The sequence below is a fragment of the Microcystis sp. LE19-10.1B genome, assembly GCF_027530565.1.
Taxonomy (GTDB): Bacteria; Cyanobacteriota; Cyanobacteriia; order Cyanobacteriales; family Microcystaceae; genus Microcystis; species Microcystis aeruginosa.
This window is the reverse complement of the sequence record NZ_JAPZQM010000119.1, coordinates 1-15,969: the sequence shown is the minus strand read 5'-3', so window position 1 is coordinate 15,969 and position 15,969 is coordinate 1. Positions and strand designations below refer to the sequence as shown.

Below are 15,969 nucleotides of genomic sequence, written 5' to 3'. Positions count from 1 at the left end.
GCATCTTGCAAGGGAGAAAGAAAAGGAAAGAAAGTCAAACCTCCTAAATTTAAGAAGCGTAAATCTAAACAATTAGCAAGATTTACCGATAATGGTTTTACCGTTAACCAACACTGCGTTACTTTAGCGAAAATCGGTGATTTAAGAATAGTTTGGAGTCGCCCATTACCTTCTAAACCTTCTAGCGTCACCGTGATCAAAGACGCATCAGATCGATACTTTCTTAGTTTTGTCGTCGAGATTCAGTCCGAAATACTTCCCAATAATGGGGAGTCAGTGGGAATTGATCTAGGGATTGCTACCTTTGCTACCCTCTCAACAGGAGAAAAGATAGACGCACCGAAACCGTTAAAGAAACGATTGAAACGACTAAGAAAAGCACAGAAAAACCTTTCTAGAAAACAGAAAGGAAGTAAGCGACGGGAAAAAGCTAGAAAACGAGTAGCTAAAATCCACGCAAAGATTAAAGACACTCGCACTGATTTTTTGCAGAAACTATCCACTCGAATTGTTCGTGAGAATCAAACGTTAATTTTAGAGGATTTAAACACATCGGGAATGGTTAAAAATCGCAAGTTATCCCGTGCCATATCAGACTTAGGATGGCGTTCTTTCCGAGATATGCTATCGGCAAAATCTGATAAATATGGGCGTAATTTTCGGATAATTTCCCGATGGGAGCCAACGTCTCAGAGGTGTTCCTGTTGTGGGAATATCGGCGGGAAAAAAGCGTTAAATATCCGTGAGTGGGAATGTCTTTTTTGTGGGACTTTCCATGATAGGGATGTAAACGCTGGGCTCTTCTCGACTTTGTGTGATAATTTTTGCTTATGGAATCGTGAAATGCTTATCGGGCAAGACTTTTAGGGCTATTTTGCGGATATTCTATCAGTATAGACCTCGTTTCCACACAGAAACCAGAAGAGCCAACGCTGCAATTAATATCAAGGTCGCCGGTGGGCAATCGGAGACTTTAAACGGGCGTGGAGGACAGCATAAGACTTCTGTTAAAGAAGCAGCATCCCGTGAAGCGTCAACCCAGCGGTCGGTCGTTCAATTAAGTTTGTTTGATCTGCCGGTCATCACCGTCCGGCCCCGGCGGTGAGGATGTCAATTTCATCCCACTCGAAAAGTTGCGGGGTCGTCATTATCGATAGTCGATCGCCTATAATCCGATTTTAAACTAACTTTTTGACAGCTGCTACTAACTGCTCGATTTCTGAGGGCAAAGTGAAATAATGAACACAGGCACGCACACAGAGGGGGTCGAGGAGAGTTCGCAGTAAAAACCCTTGTTTTTCTAGCTGTTGCACTAACTTTTGTGGGGTGATGGCCGAGTCAATTTGAAAGGAAACTAAACCGGATTCCGGCGGAGAATTTTTTAAACATTTCACCCCTTTAATCGTCTTTAATTCTTCCCAGAGATAAGCCGCTAATTGACAAATCTTTTCGTATCTTTGTCCCCCATCACCCCAGGCGTTATGTACCGCAATAGTTGCCCTTAAACCCTCAAATTGGGGATAGGCAGAAGTGGCCACTTCAAAGCGTCTGGCATCCGGTTTCCAACCGATAGGCTGTCCTCGGTTATCTGTTTCAATGCCGCGCCAACCGATAAAAGTGGGCCGTAAACTAGGGAAAATTTCGGGACGAATATACAATCCTCCCACACCAGCCGGTCCACACCACCATTTATGACCCGTAAAAGCATAACAATCGGCGGCAGTAGCGCTTAAATCCAAGGGCAAACAACCCACGGATTGGGCAGCATCCACCACCACTAAAACGGGTTTTTCGGTGACAGAATTATCATGACAAAGTTGCGAGATTTCCTTGAGGGGTAAAACCTGTCCGGTATTCCACAAAACGTGACTAACCACCAAAACCCTAGTTTTTGGACGTAGATGAGCGGAAATGACTTCTATCGGGTTGCCACCGTTTAAAGTTTCCCGAATAGGACAAGTGGAGATTTCCAGATGATAACGACGGGCAATTTCTTGAACCGTGGCGATAATTCCGGGGTGTTCACAATCGGTCAGTAAAATATGTTCCCCCGCTTGCCAATCAACTCCCCAGAGGGCGATATTACAGCCTACAGTGACATCCTCGGTGATAGAGAGGGTGCTGGGGCTGATTCCCAACTCCTGAGCCATTTCTTGCCTGAGAAGTTCCGTTTTTCCGGTAATCCAATCGTTTACCCGTCCTGAAAAAGGCCCCTTTTGTTGGAGAAAATTATGGGCATCGATAATCGCTTCTAATCCCGCCTTGGGCAAGGTTCCCTGACCACCGAAATTAAAGTAAACTTTATTGCTAAGTCCCCGAAATTCCTGTCTTTGTTCGGCTAAATCCGGTTTACTAACGGCGTAATCGAGGCTATTTTCGTCTAAATTCTGCATAAGCGAGGAGATGGGGGATCAGTTATCAGTTATCAGTTATCAGTTATCAGTTATCAGTTAGAAGGTGTTGGGTTTTGGGGTTTTCGGGTTTTAGTTGAATTCCCCATTTCCTGACGACCGACGACCGAAGGCTGAATTCTATCGACGGATTAAGTCGCAATTGTCACAATAGTATTAGAGTAGAGGAAACATACTTGGGAATGTTTTCTTTTTTTAAGTTTATTATTTTTTACTTTACCTCACAGGTCCAGGAAAGCTTAACTTTTCTCCTTGATAGAATGCTACTGACCGATGATCTACTTCTAGACTACCAACGTTGTCAACGCCGTGCGTTTTTAAATCTCTACGGCAATAGCCAAGAAAAAGACCCTGAGCGAGATTTTTTGCTTAAATTGCGCCAGGAGAGTCAAATTCACGTTAAAAAAGTCCTGCAAGACTCCTATCCCGATTATTGTTCCCTGACTACTCCCAGCACGGATATTTTAGCCGCCGCTAGGGAAACGGAAGCTTTGATGGGTCAGGGAGTATCCTGTATTTATCACGGAGTCCTTTTACAATCTGGCTATCCCGTCTCTTTAACCGGTTCCCCGCATTTATTAATTAAACAGGCAGGAGAGTCGAAATTTGGCGATTGGGTTTATTATCCCCTCAATATTCAACTCGGTCGCCGTCCTAAGCCTGAATATAAGATGCTGGCTACTTTTTACGCCTATTTATTAGCCAGTATGCAGGGAGTTTTTCCCAATTACGCAGAAATTGTCCTACGTCGTCATAATCGCTATCGGGTGGAATTGAATCTCTGGTTAACTAAACTAGAGGAAATAATCAAAAAGTTCGGCGCAATGGTGATTAATCACCAAGAACCAGAAGTTTTTATCTCGCGTCAGCGTTGCAGTTTATGTCATTGGTATAGTCACTGTTATGGTATCGCCCAAGCGAGTCAACATCTTTCTTTAGTCCCGGGGGTGACTCCCAGTCGTTACCAATTTTTACAGTCTTTGGGGGTTTCAACTATGGAATCCCTGGCGCTTACCTGTCCTACCCGTATGGGGGAGGGGATGGGGTTAGAGGTGGCTAATCAGTTACAATTACAGGCCCAAGCAATTATTGAAAATCGGGCCTTTCGCAAAAGCAACGGCAAAACTGCTTATTTGTCTCCCCTACCGAGGGCCGAGATTGAATTTTATTTTGACATCGAAGCGGAACCAGAACAGAATTTAGATTATCTTTTGGGGATTTTACGGGTTGATTATCGAGTTAATACCCAGCAATTTTATCCCTTTTTGGCAGAAAAGCCAGAAGATGAAGGCAGGATATGGCAGGAATTTTTAACCTTAGTCATGCAGGATTATCAAGCACCAATTTTTCACTTTTCTGAGTACGAAGTGGAAACAATTAAGCGATTAGGTTATCTTTATAAAACCCCTTCTTCTTTGATTAATCAGTTAGTTTCTCGCTGTTTTGATCTGCACTATCAGGTAGTTAATTCGGTAACTTTTCCCGTGGAAAGTTATTCTTTAAAATCCCTCGCTAACTGGATTGGCTTTCAATGGCGCGATCGAGGAGTAAGCGGGGATCAATGCGTTTGGTGGTATGACCAGTGGTTAAAAACAGGAGATCGGACTTTATTGGCGGCTATTTTGCGTTACAATGAGGATGATTGTCGCGCCACCTTTAGACTAAAAGATTGGCTCGTAAACTTTTTAATTTGATTCTAAAGATTTATGACAAATAGGGGGGAATGTAGCCGCTGCTACCCGTAGCCGTCAAGGGAAAATGATAGGCTATGGATGTGAAGACAGTCCCCTCACCCAATGGTGATCCCCATGTTCTCCCCACTTTTTCCGCTTCTACTCCTACTGCTTTCCTTCCTTAGTCTTCTCTGGTATCAAAAGACCGATAATGATATTTTTAAAGCTCTTGCCGTTAGTAGTTTGATTTTTGCAATTATTTGGGGCTTAATTCTCGTTCATTGGTCAATTCACCTGCTGGGACTGCTGTTATTGTTAAAATTCAGAACCCCCGCTTTCAGTTTGGTGCGCGTGCCTAGATGGTGATGGTTTGACTCTAATCTTCCAACTGTCCGGTAGGTACTTCGATCGCTTGTACATCGATCGTACCGGGAGGGGTGAGAATAATAAACTTACCCCCTGCCACTTTTAACGGTTCACCACAGTTAGGACATTGGCATTCTGTGCGATTAAAACCCGTAAATTCGTAGCTGCAGACGGGACAGCTATCTTCAACTAAATTGCGTCGCAACCACCAGCGAAAAATTCCCCAAGCAATGACGGGGGAAATGATTAGAAATGCCACGAGAATTAAAAAACCATTGACTAACCAACCCAGTCCGATCGAGCCTAACAACAATCCGACTAAAATCAAAGATAAGAAACAACCCAAACCAGAATCATTGACAGAATAGCTGCGGAAAAAGTTGTTATTCACGGCTCAACCCTCGATTCATCAAAGCTGCAATTATCTTTAACCTAACACATTCCCAACACATTACCACGGTTAAATCTTCTTTTTTACTCACTGGTTCCTCGCTCTCTTCTGCCTTGGCTGTAGTTTTTAGCGAGATTATCCAGATTGACATCCTCACCAAATCTGCTGGGGAGTGGATCCTCCGATCGCTTCAACTTGTTATAATAGTCAGTCCCTATCCACCATATCTCTAAAAACCATGAGCGATCCTCGTCTATCTCTAGTGGCAGCTGCCCGAAGATTTTATCAACTGGGTTGGATGCTCGGCACAGCGGGTAATTTATCCGCTAAAGTTGATGATCATAGTTTTTGGATTACTGCCAGTGGCAAAAGTAAAGGTAAACTCACAGAACAGGATTTTGTGCGCGTGGATCTGACGGGAAAAGTCAGAGAATTAGCTCATCGGGATAATCGTCCTTCGGCCGAAACTAGCATTCATCAGGTGATTTATTGTCTCTTTCCCCAAGCGCAAGCTTGTTATCATGTCCACTCAGTGGAAGCGAATTTAGTTTCCCGTTTTGCTCGCGAGGACAAGTTATCGTTACCTCCCTTAGAAATGTTGAAAGGTTTAGGTATTTGGGTAGAAAATCCTCAAGTATTTATGCCGGTTTTTGCTAACTATCTCGATGTGCCGAAAATTGCCGCAGAAATAGAAAGTAGATTCTCAACTTTCCCCCCGGAAATTCCCGCTTTACTGATTTCTTACCATGGTGTGACGGTGTGGGGTGAGTCTCTAGAAACTACCGAGAATTATTTAGAGATAGTTGAGTATATTTTTCGTTATCTAGTGGCAGCCTATCAAGTAAAACCTTGGTAAACCTTAATTTAGACAAGGCAATCAAGAAAAGATTGCCGACATTTTCCAAGGCGCCACCCAGATTCGAACTGGGGGTAAAGGTTTTGCAGACCTCTGCCTTACCACTTGGCGATGGCGCCGATCAAGCACTACTTATCCTAGCATAACAGATGACAGTTTGCCAAGAGTGGAACCCAAGAGTTGAGCGATCGATCTATAATTTATGCAGCGGTTCTCTAATCTAGTGGGGGATTTCAGGCTTAAAAAAGCTATTATGATGATAAATAAAAGATATTTACTAACTTTTATCGGTTTATTGGCTTTATCCTTGCCAGTACAGGCTAATAATGCCGTTTACCTTAGCCAAAGTTCTAATCCTGCCACGACTTTCGACAGTTATCGTCAAGAATGTTTACAAAGAGCGCGCGCGGAGGGATTAGCTGCTGATGTGGCCAAAGATCTATGCGACTGCACGATTAAAAAATTCCAAGCTCGTTACAATCTACAGCAATTCCGCACCCTCGTGCAGAAGTCGAAAACCGATAAAGCTGCCGCTAGGACTTTAGCGAGTGTGGGAGAAGCTTGTTTTGATGAGATTTTGTATGAATAGCAGGGATAGGGGGTTTTTTAGCTATCACCAAAAAAGCTCTCCCTGCTCCGCAGCTCTGGCGCTCATAGACAGTCTTAACAAGTAATTTAGATAGTCAACAGCTTATTTTTGAGTATCAAGACGATTATCAATGGCGATAATTTCTCTCTCAAATTCTTTAGGAATGCCTCTCGATTATTCATAATTTTATGTGTATTACTATCTATCTAAATTCTTGGAGCTTGTTGCTGTATAATCGGAATGACTGCCCCCGCTTTTCATCTGAACTATGCCTATTCCAGATTTTCAATCGATTATGTTGCCCCTATTAAAAATACTTGCAGATGGCAAAGTTTATAAATATCGAGAAATTATTGAAGCCTTGGTCAGAGAGTTTCAAGTCACGGAAGCGGAAAGAAAAGAAATGCTTCCCAGTGGACAACAAGAAATTTTTGCTAATCGAGTCGGTTGGGCAAAAACCTATTTAAAGAAAGCGGGATTAATTGACTCACCCCAAAGGGCAACTTTTGTAATTTCTGAGAAAGGAAAAGAAATCTTATCTCAAAATCCTACTCGAATTGATACCAAATTTCTCAGGCAATTTCCTGAGTTTCAAGAATTTACTAGAGTCAATAAGCAAAATGAAACTATTACTCTTGAAAGCAATTTATCAACTTCTGATCAAGAACAAAATCCCGAGGAATTACTAGCAAACTCCTATCAAGAAATTCGTCAAGCATTAGCGACAGACTTACTTTTTATTCTGCGAAAATTATACCCAGATGCTTTTGAAAAATTAGTAGTAGAATTACTGGTAAAAATGGGTTATGGTGGCTCGATTAGAGATGCAGGTAAGGCGGTAGGTAAGAGCGGGGATCAAGGGATTGATGGGATAATAAAAGAAGATAGACTCGGTTTAGATATAATCTATATTCAAGCCAAAAGATGGGCTGATAATAATGCCGTTGGTCGTCCAGAAATCCAGAAGTTTGTCGGGGCATTAGCTGGACAAGGAGCCAAAAAAGGTATTTTCATCACCACTTCCTATTTTACCCAAGAGGCTTTAGAATATGCCCCCAGAAATGAGATAAAAATAGTGCTGATTGATGGAGAAGAATTAGGTCAATTGATGATTGATTATAACCTAGGTGTATCGACCCAAAAAATCTATGAAATCAAGAGAATTGATCATGATTATTTTGGGGATGAATGAGAGAGAGAGGGGGACAAGGGTTACAGAAAACGGCTATGGCGTTAAAATAGATGGAAAAAACAGAGGATAAAAACTATGGACGGTATGACCTTTTTTCAGAAAAGTGCGGGACAGTGGAAATCTCAGCGCACCACCCATCATTTACCCTTTCGACGCGCAGAAACCGGCGATTCCGAGATTTATGTGGAAGCTTTAAGCGCCGATAACCCGAAAATTATCGCTATCTGTGAAATGCACGAAGTGGATCCCGCTAAGACTGTGGGGGGTGCCTTTGTCAGTTGGGATGGTTCGATGCAGTGGGACAAAGAAAACGAAAATCATCAAGGAACCACCGTTTTTGCGCTAATTCCCGACGAAGATAATCCCCAAGCGGGTGTTCTCCTGCGGGAGCGAGGTTATGCGGAAATCATTCCCGTGGCGGGCCGTTATCACATTGATGAACAGGAAGGTTTAGTCTTAATTACAGAATACGAAACTATGACCTCGATCGAGCGTTTTTGGTTTGCCGATACCGATTTACGTCTCCGCACTAGCACAGTTCAACGTTTTGGCGGTTTTAATACGGCCACTTTTTGTGCTGAATCCCGCAATCAGTCATCGGAGTCAGTCTCTAGTGATTCCCCCGAACCATCATCCTATTCGATTAGTGGCTGGTAAATTCAGTTATCAGTTATCAGTTATCAGTTATCAGTTATCAGTTATCAGTTATCAGCTTTTTTCTCCCATCTCCCTAGAGTGGTTTCATTCTCTCAAATGTCATTCTCTCTAATCCTTGTCTGGCAACGTTTTTAGTCGATTTCTCGGAATAAATATCTGAAAATTTTTCAAAACGTCGCGCTTTGTAGGTTGATTCATGAATCAACCTACTATGAGAGCAAAAACCTGTACTCCCCTGCTCCCTAGCTTACCTCATAAGCGATTAAAGGTAGCAAAAAAAAGAATTAGATTCGGAGAATGAATCAACCCTAGGGGTTTGGGTAGGGTTGATTCATGAATCAACCCTACTATGAATCAACCCTACTATGAATCAACCCTACTATGAATCAACCCTACCCATCTCCCCGCTCCCCCGCAACGCGCACGAAGTGGTCTCCCCGCTCCGGCGCTCCCTGCTCCGGCGCTCCCTGCTCCGGCGCTCCCCAACACCCCGGATGGTAAGCAAGTTTTCTTAACAATTGTAAGAATTTTTAATATTTCTTTTCTAGTTGGCACCTACTCCCTTATCATTAGGAGGAAAGTTTTTTAAGCATTTCTAAGGATACGGAGGTTTACCCTTGGCCATTCCTCTTTTAAATTACGCCCCCAAGTCCCAAAACGTGCGGGTAGCTGGTTATGATGTCGGTGGAGACGAAAAACCGAGAGTTTACACGACGGAAAATGTCCTCTCCCCTACCGACCTGGACGATTTAATCGAAGCCGCTTACCGTCAGATTTTCTTCCATGCCTTCAAATGGGATCGGGAACCTTTCCTCGAATCCCAATTGCGTAATGGACAATTATCGGTGCGGGATTTCATTCGTGGTTTACTGTTATCGAAAACCTTCTATAACAGCTTCTACGAGAAAAACAGCAACTATCGCTTTGTCGAACAGGTAGTACAAAGAGTTCTCGGTCGCGATGTCTATAGCGAAAGAGAAAAAATTGCTTGGTCGATTGTCGTTGCCACCAAAGGGATTCAAGGTTTTGTCGATCAACTTCTCAACAGTGACGAGTATCTGCAAAGCTTTGGTTATGATACCGTTCCCTACCAACGTCGTCGCACCCTGGCCAGCCGCGACATCGGTGAACGTCCATTCAACATCACCTCGCCTCGCTACGATGGCTACTATCGTGGTATTTTGGGCTTCCCCCAAATCGTTTGGCAGAATGCTGTCCGTCGCTATGTTCCCCAAGAGCAAAAACCCAAAGCCGGCGATCCTTCCAGCTTCTTGGCTATGGCCCGGGGTCTCGGTAGCGCCAAAGGCAATCCTGTACCAAGAGTCTCCGCTATGAATATTAACATCGAGGCTTCTGTACCCCGTCGTTAATTTTTAGCTCAACCTGCTGGGGAGAGTCCCTAATTGGCAGAATGACCCGCGAACCATAATCAGGTTATTTTGTGAATTGGTGGCTCTCCCTATGGGGTTACTCCTGAGATAATCCCCCCACCGAGAACGATTTCCCCTTCATAAATCACGGCTGCTTGGCCCGGGGTGATGCTAAATTGTGGTTCATCGAAAACCAGCTTCACTTGCTCATTTTCTAGGGGAATAACATTGACGGGAACGGCCGGAGAACGATAACGGACCTGTACTTGCGCGCGGATAGGGGTGGTGGGTTCGGCAATAGAAACCCAGTTCATCCTTCCGACAAGACAAGCGGCACTAACGGCACTGGCGCGATTACCGACGATAACCCGATTCATGACGGGATCGAGTTTTACCACATAGAGGGGTTCGGCGGCGGCGATGCCGATGCCTTTGCGTTGTCCGATCGTATAATGATGGATACCGCTATGTTTACCCAAAACTTTGCCATCGAGATCGACGATATCGCCCTCACTAACAGCGATATACTTATCCAAGAACGATCGCATCGTTCCGTGAGCTTCAATCAAGCACAAATCCTGACTATCGGGTTTATCTGCTGTTTTTAAGCCGAATTCCTGGGCAATCCTGCGGGTTTCTGCCTTGGTTTGTTCTCCCAAGGGAAATAAAGTCCCACGCAGTACATCTTGAGTTAGATCATAGAGAAAATAGGATTGATCTTTATTTTTATCGACGGCGCGCAGCAGTTGATAACGGTTATTTTCCGGAGAAAAACGAATTCTAGCGTAGTGACCGGTGGCAATAGTATCCGCTTCTAAGGTTTCCCTAGCATAATGCAGCATCGGGCTAAATTTTACCGCTTTATTGCACTGAGAACAGGGCAGCGGTGTGATTCCCGCTTCGTAACCGGAAACCAGATAATCAATAATTTCTTTTTGGAAAAGCTCGCGACTATCGACAATATGATGGGAAACCCCCAACTGCTCACAAATAAAGGCCGCATCTACCATCCCCTCGGAGCAGCATTGACCTTTACCCTTCATTAACCACAGGGTCAAGCCAATAACATCATAACCTTGAGCGTGTAAGGCGGCAGCGGCAACAGAGCTATCTACTCCCCCCGATAGACCGACAACAACTTTTCCCATAAACCTTGTCATGATTTTTAACCAATATACTTTCTAGACTAGCATCTCCTCCTTTAAAATTTGGACATGGTGTACCCAAATCTCGTGTGAGGACAAGCTAGTATGATGAGAACAAACCTACTGTTTTTCTCGGCCTTATTTTGGTTAAAAGTCGGGATAATCGCTCAAGCAACCGTGCTGCTAAAAGCAAACTTATCTTTTGCCCAGAATCTTTATCCCGGTCGTCGTTTGCCCCCACCGCCGGCGGTGAGACAACCAACTAAACGTTCAGACAGTCCCAGTGCTGTTAATTGTTCCCAATGTTCACCCTTAAATTTACCCCTCGTTAATTCTCCATCAGTTCGCCCCCCGGTGGCTGCCCCAGTTTCCGGTAATCAACCCCTGAGAGAATACGTTTTTCAAGCTCCCGCTACCGTGCGGCCCGCCGATGCTACGGTGATTAATAATCATCCTCGTCCGACTGTCAATCCACCAGCACCCAGACCTGAAAATCGCGCCAATAAACCCCCTTCTCCCCCACCACAGCAGCGGGTTATTGCTACTAATCAACTCTTTCGCGTGGAAGTTAGTAGTAATAGTGCAGCAGCGTTGGCGAAAATTAGAGAAATTGAACCCCTCGCATTTATCCGCGCGGGAGAAAATGTTATTCAAGTGGGGTTATTTCAGCAACAATACCAAGCAAAGGAAAGAGTACAAGAGTTGACTAAACAGGGTTTTAGCGCCCAGATTATTACCCTCAATAATTAGGGTTTGCGGCAAAAAGTCTGTTGGTGGGGTTAGGAGTCAGGAGTCAGTAGCCGGTCGTCAGGAGTCAGGAGAATTAAGTAAGAATGAACGATAGCTTCATGCCTATTTTTCTCATTTTTGAACTCTCAAAAGTTAATTATGCAATAATTCTCTAGGATTTCAGCTAATCTCGAGCGAATCTCTTGCCTCTTGCCTATCCTAACTAGGAAGTTAATTTTACCCTATTACTTAGCACACAGAGTTAATTTTGTCAAGCAAAATTCTCACCGCATCGATGATCACATCCGGTTGATCCATCCAGACAAAATGACTACTTTTATCCGCTTGTATTTCCAGAAAATCTCTGGATAATTTGCCTAATTCTAGGTGCATCTCCTCCCGGAGTTGGTTGGCACTTTTTAGGGGAATAAAGCGAGTCCAAAGGGAAGGTTTAAAAAAAGAATTAGCTTTAATACTAACTATCGGTAAATTACCAAAATTTTTAGCCTCACTCACCTGACGAGCGCTTTGGTCGAGATTAAACATTTCTCTACTCATCGTCATCCAGTGTTTAGCGCGACAGAAAGAACGCTTAACTCGATGACAAGAATCTGGGGAAAAGCGACGTAATTCTGGTTTTAATAATTCAAAAACTCCCAGAACTCTCAGAACTCGGATAATGCCTAAAATTGAGCCAATAATCGACATCCAAAATCCGGAGATGAAAAATAATTTTAATGCCTTTAATGCTGGCGACATTTTCAGCATTCCTTTGTCGTGTAAACCGTCGGTGAGTACCAAACCTACTACTTTTTCTGGGAAGAGATGAGCATACAGTCGAACATTATAACTACCAAAAGAATCACCAACTAAAATATAAGGCGGTTCTATTTTTGCTTGGGTTAGTAATTGATCTAATTCCCGAACAATTTGGTAGCTGGTTCGGGGATAGGGACTAGAATCGCTCCAACCATAACCGGCTCGATCATAAATACAAACCCTAGCTAATTGTGACAATTCTTCTATCAAAAAATATCCCTCAATTCCCCCTAAACTATGGTCAATAATAATAGTGGGACTAGCCTCTCCTGCTAGACAAAAATGTAGGCGATATTTACCCAGATTAATCAAATTACCTGGCGGTGCTTTTTGTTCTTCTAACCAAACAGATAACGTCTGATAAACTGTCGTCGCTACTAGGAGAATTACTCGAATTGATAAAGACATAACTACACCTCTTGTAAAAATCAAAAATTCTCGTGGTTGCTGGACAATTAAGCATGAATAATCATCAATTATACTAAATCCGTTGAGTAACGCACAGAAAACGGGTTTCTCCGAGAAACCCGTTTTCTACTCATGCACTCATGCAAAAAGGGGAATAAATAATCAGTCTTTAATAACCAGATTTAGTATTAAATGGTCGATTTAGCTGTGATTAAAAGAGAGTGCCAGCATTGCAGCCAAAATCTAGTACAAATAAACGCCTGTCCCATGATTTTGAGCCAAGTATTTCGGCTCTCCCCAGTTTGGCGGGTAAAATGTATTCTAAGATACAGTTTTGCGGGCGAGTGAGTGGAACGAACCACAGAGACACAAAGGACACAAAGATCGATCGCTACTATATAAGTTAAACTTATCACGCAAAGAATAAGAGAGCCGTATTTCTAGTCAATTAAGCATAAATACTTAAAATACCCTCAAATGCGAGCTGCTACGCAGTGCCTTCGGCATCGCATTTAGCTAAGAAAAAGCGCTTAATAAGTTGTTAAATTTCGAGAACAACATTAGCAGTATGCTGAAAATTGGCGAAAACCATTAAGATCATAGACCGAGTTTAATCTTATGCTAGAGAAAATACTATACGCTGATTCCGGCGCAGGTCAAACCCAAGAAATGCTACAAGCATTGATGGATCTCCCCGCTATCCGGAAAGCGTCGATTACCATTCTCCGGGTTGTTCCCCCTCAGATTACCACCGAAGCTCTGGCCAGTAAATGGGAAGAGGGGACCCAAATGCTGACTAAAATCCTGCAAGAAGTCAAAATTGAACCCAGCAAAGTTTCCACTATTCTGCGGCAAGGAGATCCCAAAGATACCGTCTGTCAAGTTGCCGACGAAATCGGGGCTGATTTGATCCTAATGGGTTCCCGAGGACTGAAGCGACTGGAGGCAATTCTAGAAAATTCCGTCAGTCAATACGTCTTTCAACTGACTAATCACCCGATGTTATTGGTAAAAGACGATATTTACGTCAAAAAAATCAAAAAGGTGATGGTAGCTCTCGATAAGTCTAGTTCGGCTGATTTAGCTCTCGATCTGGCTATTTATCTCCTGCGAGACTATCCTTCAGCAGAGTTAATTTTGGCCCGCGTCAACCCCGACTTAAAACCAGAATTTGCCCCCACTTCCCCCAAAGAAATGGAAGAAAACCCAATTTTAGGGCCAGCAGTGGCAAAAGTAAAACGGATGAATATACCCTATCGCTGCGTGGTGACGGGGGGTAAACCGGGAGAACAACTCTGCAAACTCGTCGATGATTATAATGTGGATCTCTTACTGTTGGGTTCGCCCGATCGCCGTCCTTCTGTGGCTAAGAGTTTACCGGATCTCGATCGCCTTCTCGGTACTTCCCTCTCGGATTATGTGCGGGTTAATGTCAATTGTCCCGTCCTTTTAGCTAGAAAAGAAGGGATTTAGCCCCTATTGGGTGTAGGCAGGTAAGTCTTGACTCATTTGATTTAAGTTGCTGGCAATGGCTTTCATCGTCATAAAAGCCGAGCTAAAGGCGATTAGCTCATTTAAAGGATAACTTCGACTCTCAACCCCCAAGCTCAGTAATTGCTTCTCAAGAGATTCAATTTCTTCGATGAGCAATCCTAACTTTGGTGGGTTGAGAATGACCTGGGCAGCGATCGCAGTCTGTTGTGCGATCGCTAAAATAATCAGCCATTTTTACTTTTTTGGTGAGGACGGTGGGCAGACGTTTGGAGCGTTTTTCCCGTAAATATGCACCGATATTTTCCAGTTCAATTTTAAGAACTTCTCGATCAAGGAAAAGGATGGCGTTGAGGGCTTGGTTTTGGGTGGCGGCGGCAACGTTTTTGTCAACGGCAAGATGGGTCAAAAAGGACTTGATCTCTTCTTCCCCCATTTCACGAGGATGTTTTTTCTGATGGAAGAGCAGATAACGCTTAATCCAGTCCAGATATGTTTGTTCGGTGCGGTAGGAGTAGTGTTTGAGGCGAATGGTTTCACGCACTACGTCTAGGAGTTCTCGGGGTGGGGGAGGGTTCATAACAGAGTACGCTAATCGGCATAACACGCTTATCGTAATATTATACGGAAAACTTCTCGCGATCGCTCCATTTGAGCGTAATATACGGAAAGATTCTTAAAAAAATGCGTATTTGGCGTAATGTACGGAAAATTTCCCCATAATATATAGTTATCTCGCCAGCGCAAGTTAGGTTTTTCGTGAAATTTTGCGAGAGATTTTTTACTACGTTTGGAGATGGTTGGCGTTATTGGCGCTGGCATCCGTACTTAGTGAGAGGTGATCGCTCCTCCTCATCTCAAAGAAGACTGATTAACTTTTATTTTGGAATTGCTGATTTTGAGATTCTTCTGGCTAGGTAAGTGTATATGCAGTGATCGCTCTATCAGTTGCAGACATTTTTTGCGCTAATAATCCAATTAACACTGTTAAAACATAACCACTTCCCCCTCTTGCCAAAGCGATCACATCATTAAGAAGTTTACCATTTACTTCTAACCTCTGTAACTTAGTTTAAATACTGACGTTTTTACCGATTCCTTAAATTTTGCTTATTTTTTGAGGTTCAACTATGACTCTACTTTGGTTTAAGTGGCTATTTGCTAATCTAGGAAGTGCGTTTGTTGTTAATTTGGCGATCAATGCTTTAGCACCTCTAATTGAGAAGGTAGTTTTACATACTGTTGCCAGAACTTTGATTTCTGACATTTTTATTTTTTTATACAGATCTTGGAACGGTGGCATAATTGGGGCTTTAATTGTTGGATCTGTAATTGGAACTGCACAATGGCTAGTCTTGAGGACTAAGATTCCCATATCAAACAGGTTTATCTTGGCAACTTCTCTTGGTTGGTTTGTGGCTGGATTTTTTCAAAATTTTTATTTTTTTGACGCTACTGGCGGCTTCATTATTGGGCTTGCACAATGGTTAATACTGCGAAGATTCTTTTCCCAAGCAGGTTGGTGGGTTTTGGTAAATACACTGGCGTGGGGATTGTCAGCGTACTTGAGTATTCAAGCATCCTTAAGATTGAATCCCTATGCTATCTCTTTTGACGTGCTAGTCAACCCAGGAGTATTAGTATTTAGTGGATGTATGGGCATTATTGCAGTGTTTACAGGGTTACTGTTAGTTTGGTTACTAATTTATAAAAAAAGAGAACCTGAAGTTAGAGAATGAACTACCCCGCCGCAAGCGGACGGGGTATCAGAATCAAAATAGACTCAATTGTAGATTTTGGTGTAGCTGCAGGTATTCTTTATCTTGTTCTTTTACATATCTCGCTATCATACCTTCATCCCCATGCTTTCCT

17 protein-coding genes, 1 tRNA gene and 2 pseudogenes are annotated in these 15,969 nt (G+C 43.2%); 12 read left to right on the top strand and 8 right to left on the bottom strand.

Annotated elements, in window-relative coordinates:
- Both O9332_RS04270 and O9332_RS04265 read left to right on the top strand, forming a co-directional pair.
- On the top strand, positions 1 to 867 hold an 867-nt coding region (locus O9332_RS04270; RefSeq protein WP_288023812.1), incomplete at its 5' end, for an RNA-guided endonuclease InsQ/TnpB family protein.
- Positions 868 to 928: 61 nt separating this feature from the next.
- Positions 929 to 1,105 (top strand): annotated as a pseudogene (locus O9332_RS04265) (RNA-guided endonuclease TnpB family protein); the annotation flags it as partial.
- A 73-nt stretch (positions 1,106 to 1,178) separates the two neighbouring features.
- Here O9332_RS04265 and O9332_RS04260 read toward each other — a convergent pair.
- Positions 1,179 to 2,393, bottom strand: coding sequence for an aminotransferase class V-fold PLP-dependent enzyme (locus O9332_RS04260; RefSeq protein ID WP_002760486.1), 1,215 nt, complete (start codon positions 2,391 to 2,393; stop codon positions 1,179 to 1,181).
- Positions 2,394 to 2,671: 278 nt separating this feature from the next.
- Here O9332_RS04260 and O9332_RS04255 point away from each other — a divergent pair, with 278 nt between their 5' ends.
- Positions 2,672 to 4,105, top strand: a complete 1,434-nt coding sequence (locus O9332_RS04255) for a TM0106 family RecB-like putative nuclease (RefSeq protein ID WP_043999176.1) — start codon at positions 2,672 to 2,674, stop codon at positions 4,103 to 4,105.
- Positions 4,106 to 4,207: 102 nt separating this feature from the next.
- Entirely contained in the window at positions 4,208 to 4,450 is a 243-nt protein-coding gene (locus O9332_RS27950; RefSeq protein ID WP_002760483.1) for a hypothetical protein, read from the top strand.
- Between the two features lie 10 nt (positions 4,451 to 4,460).
- On the opposite strand, the gene O9332_RS04250 is transcribed toward O9332_RS27950, so the two are convergent.
- Positions 4,461 to 4,841 (bottom strand): hypothetical protein, encoded by a 381-nt coding sequence (locus O9332_RS04250; protein WP_002760482.1) that lies wholly within the window; start codon positions 4,839 to 4,841, stop codon positions 4,461 to 4,463.
- A 238-nt stretch (positions 4,842 to 5,079) separates the two neighbouring features.
- Here O9332_RS04250 and mtnB point away from each other — a divergent pair, with 238 nt between their 5' ends.
- A complete protein-coding gene (gene mtnB, locus O9332_RS04245; protein ID WP_002760481.1) occupies positions 5,080 to 5,697 on the top strand; it encodes a methylthioribulose 1-phosphate dehydratase in 618 nt (205 codons plus the stop codon).
- A gap of 48 nt (positions 5,698 to 5,745) precedes the next feature.
- Here mtnB and O9332_RS04240 read toward each other — a convergent pair.
- Positions 5,746 to 5,816 (bottom strand) — tRNA-Cys (locus tag O9332_RS04240).
- Between the two features lie 134 nt (positions 5,817 to 5,950).
- Here O9332_RS04240 and O9332_RS04235 point away from each other — a divergent pair.
- The 4 genes from O9332_RS04235 (at position 5,951) to O9332_RS04220 (ending at position 9,505) form a co-directional block, all read left to right on the top strand.
- The gene (locus tag O9332_RS04235) at positions 5,951 to 6,286 is read left to right on the top strand and encodes a hypothetical protein (RefSeq protein WP_043999175.1); all 336 of its coding nucleotides are present in this window, start codon (positions 5,951 to 5,953) and stop codon (positions 6,284 to 6,286) included.
- A gap of 268 nt (positions 6,287 to 6,554) precedes the next feature.
- Positions 6,555 to 7,478, top strand: coding sequence for a restriction endonuclease (locus O9332_RS04230; RefSeq protein ID WP_288023807.1), 924 nt, complete (start codon positions 6,555 to 6,557; stop codon positions 7,476 to 7,478).
- 75 nt (positions 7,479 to 7,553) lie between these two features.
- Positions 7,554 to 8,135, top strand: coding sequence for a phycobiliprotein lyase (locus O9332_RS04225; RefSeq protein ID WP_002795626.1), 582 nt, complete (start codon positions 7,554 to 7,556; stop codon positions 8,133 to 8,135).
- A gap of 617 nt (positions 8,136 to 8,752) precedes the next feature.
- Positions 8,753 to 9,505, top strand: coding sequence for a phycobilisome rod-core linker polypeptide (locus O9332_RS04220; protein ID WP_287732694.1), 753 nt, complete (start codon positions 8,753 to 8,755; stop codon positions 9,503 to 9,505).
- A gap of 89 nt (positions 9,506 to 9,594) precedes the next feature.
- Here the strand turns inward: O9332_RS04220 and mnmA are convergent, their stop codons facing one another.
- Positions 9,595 to 10,653 (bottom strand): tRNA 2-thiouridine(34) synthase MnmA, encoded by a 1,059-nt coding sequence (gene mnmA / locus O9332_RS04215; RefSeq protein ID WP_288023815.1) that lies wholly within the window; start codon positions 10,651 to 10,653, stop codon positions 9,595 to 9,597.
- A 102-nt stretch (positions 10,654 to 10,755) separates the two neighbouring features.
- Between mnmA and O9332_RS04210 the strand changes: the two genes are divergently transcribed.
- Positions 10,756 to 11,400 carry a hypothetical protein gene (locus O9332_RS04210; RefSeq protein ID WP_288023804.1) on the top strand — a complete coding sequence of 215 codons (645 nt, stop codon included), beginning with the start codon at positions 10,756 to 10,758 and terminating at the stop codon, positions 11,398 to 11,400.
- A gap of 228 nt (positions 11,401 to 11,628) precedes the next feature.
- Here the strand turns inward: O9332_RS04210 and O9332_RS04205 are convergent, their stop codons facing one another.
- A complete protein-coding gene (locus O9332_RS04205) occupies positions 11,629 to 12,606 on the bottom strand; it encodes an alpha/beta fold hydrolase (RefSeq protein WP_288023801.1) in 978 nt (325 codons plus the stop codon).
- 618 nt (positions 12,607 to 13,224) lie between these two features.
- On the opposite strand from O9332_RS04205, the gene O9332_RS04200 reads away from it, so the two are divergent.
- Positions 13,225 to 14,079, top strand: coding sequence for a universal stress protein (locus O9332_RS04200; RefSeq protein WP_193957080.1), 855 nt, complete (start codon positions 13,225 to 13,227; stop codon positions 14,077 to 14,079).
- 3 nt (positions 14,080 to 14,082) lie between these two features.
- On the opposite strand, the gene O9332_RS04195 is transcribed toward O9332_RS04200, so the two are convergent.
- Positions 14,083 to 14,256 carry a hypothetical protein gene (locus O9332_RS04195; protein WP_002760464.1) on the bottom strand — a complete coding sequence of 58 codons (174 nt, stop codon included), beginning with the start codon at positions 14,254 to 14,256 and terminating at the stop codon, positions 14,083 to 14,085.
- A complete protein-coding gene (locus tag O9332_RS04190) occupies positions 14,237 to 14,677 on the bottom strand; it encodes a phage integrase N-terminal SAM-like domain-containing protein (RefSeq protein ID WP_288023797.1) in 441 nt (146 codons plus the stop codon). Before O9332_RS04190 ends, O9332_RS04195 begins: the two co-directional genes overlap by 20 nt.
- Before the next feature lie 550 nt (positions 14,678 to 15,227).
- On the opposite strand from O9332_RS04190, the gene O9332_RS04185 reads away from it, so the two are divergent.
- On the top strand, positions 15,228 to 15,836 hold the full coding sequence (locus tag O9332_RS04185) for a hypothetical protein (RefSeq protein ID WP_288023794.1): 609 nt from the start codon (positions 15,228 to 15,230) through the stop codon (positions 15,834 to 15,836).
- Between the two features lie 33 nt (positions 15,837 to 15,869).
- Here the strand turns inward: O9332_RS04185 and O9332_RS28315 are convergent.
- Positions 15,870 to 15,969: pseudogene (locus tag O9332_RS28315) on the bottom strand (IS200/IS605 family transposase); the annotation flags it as partial.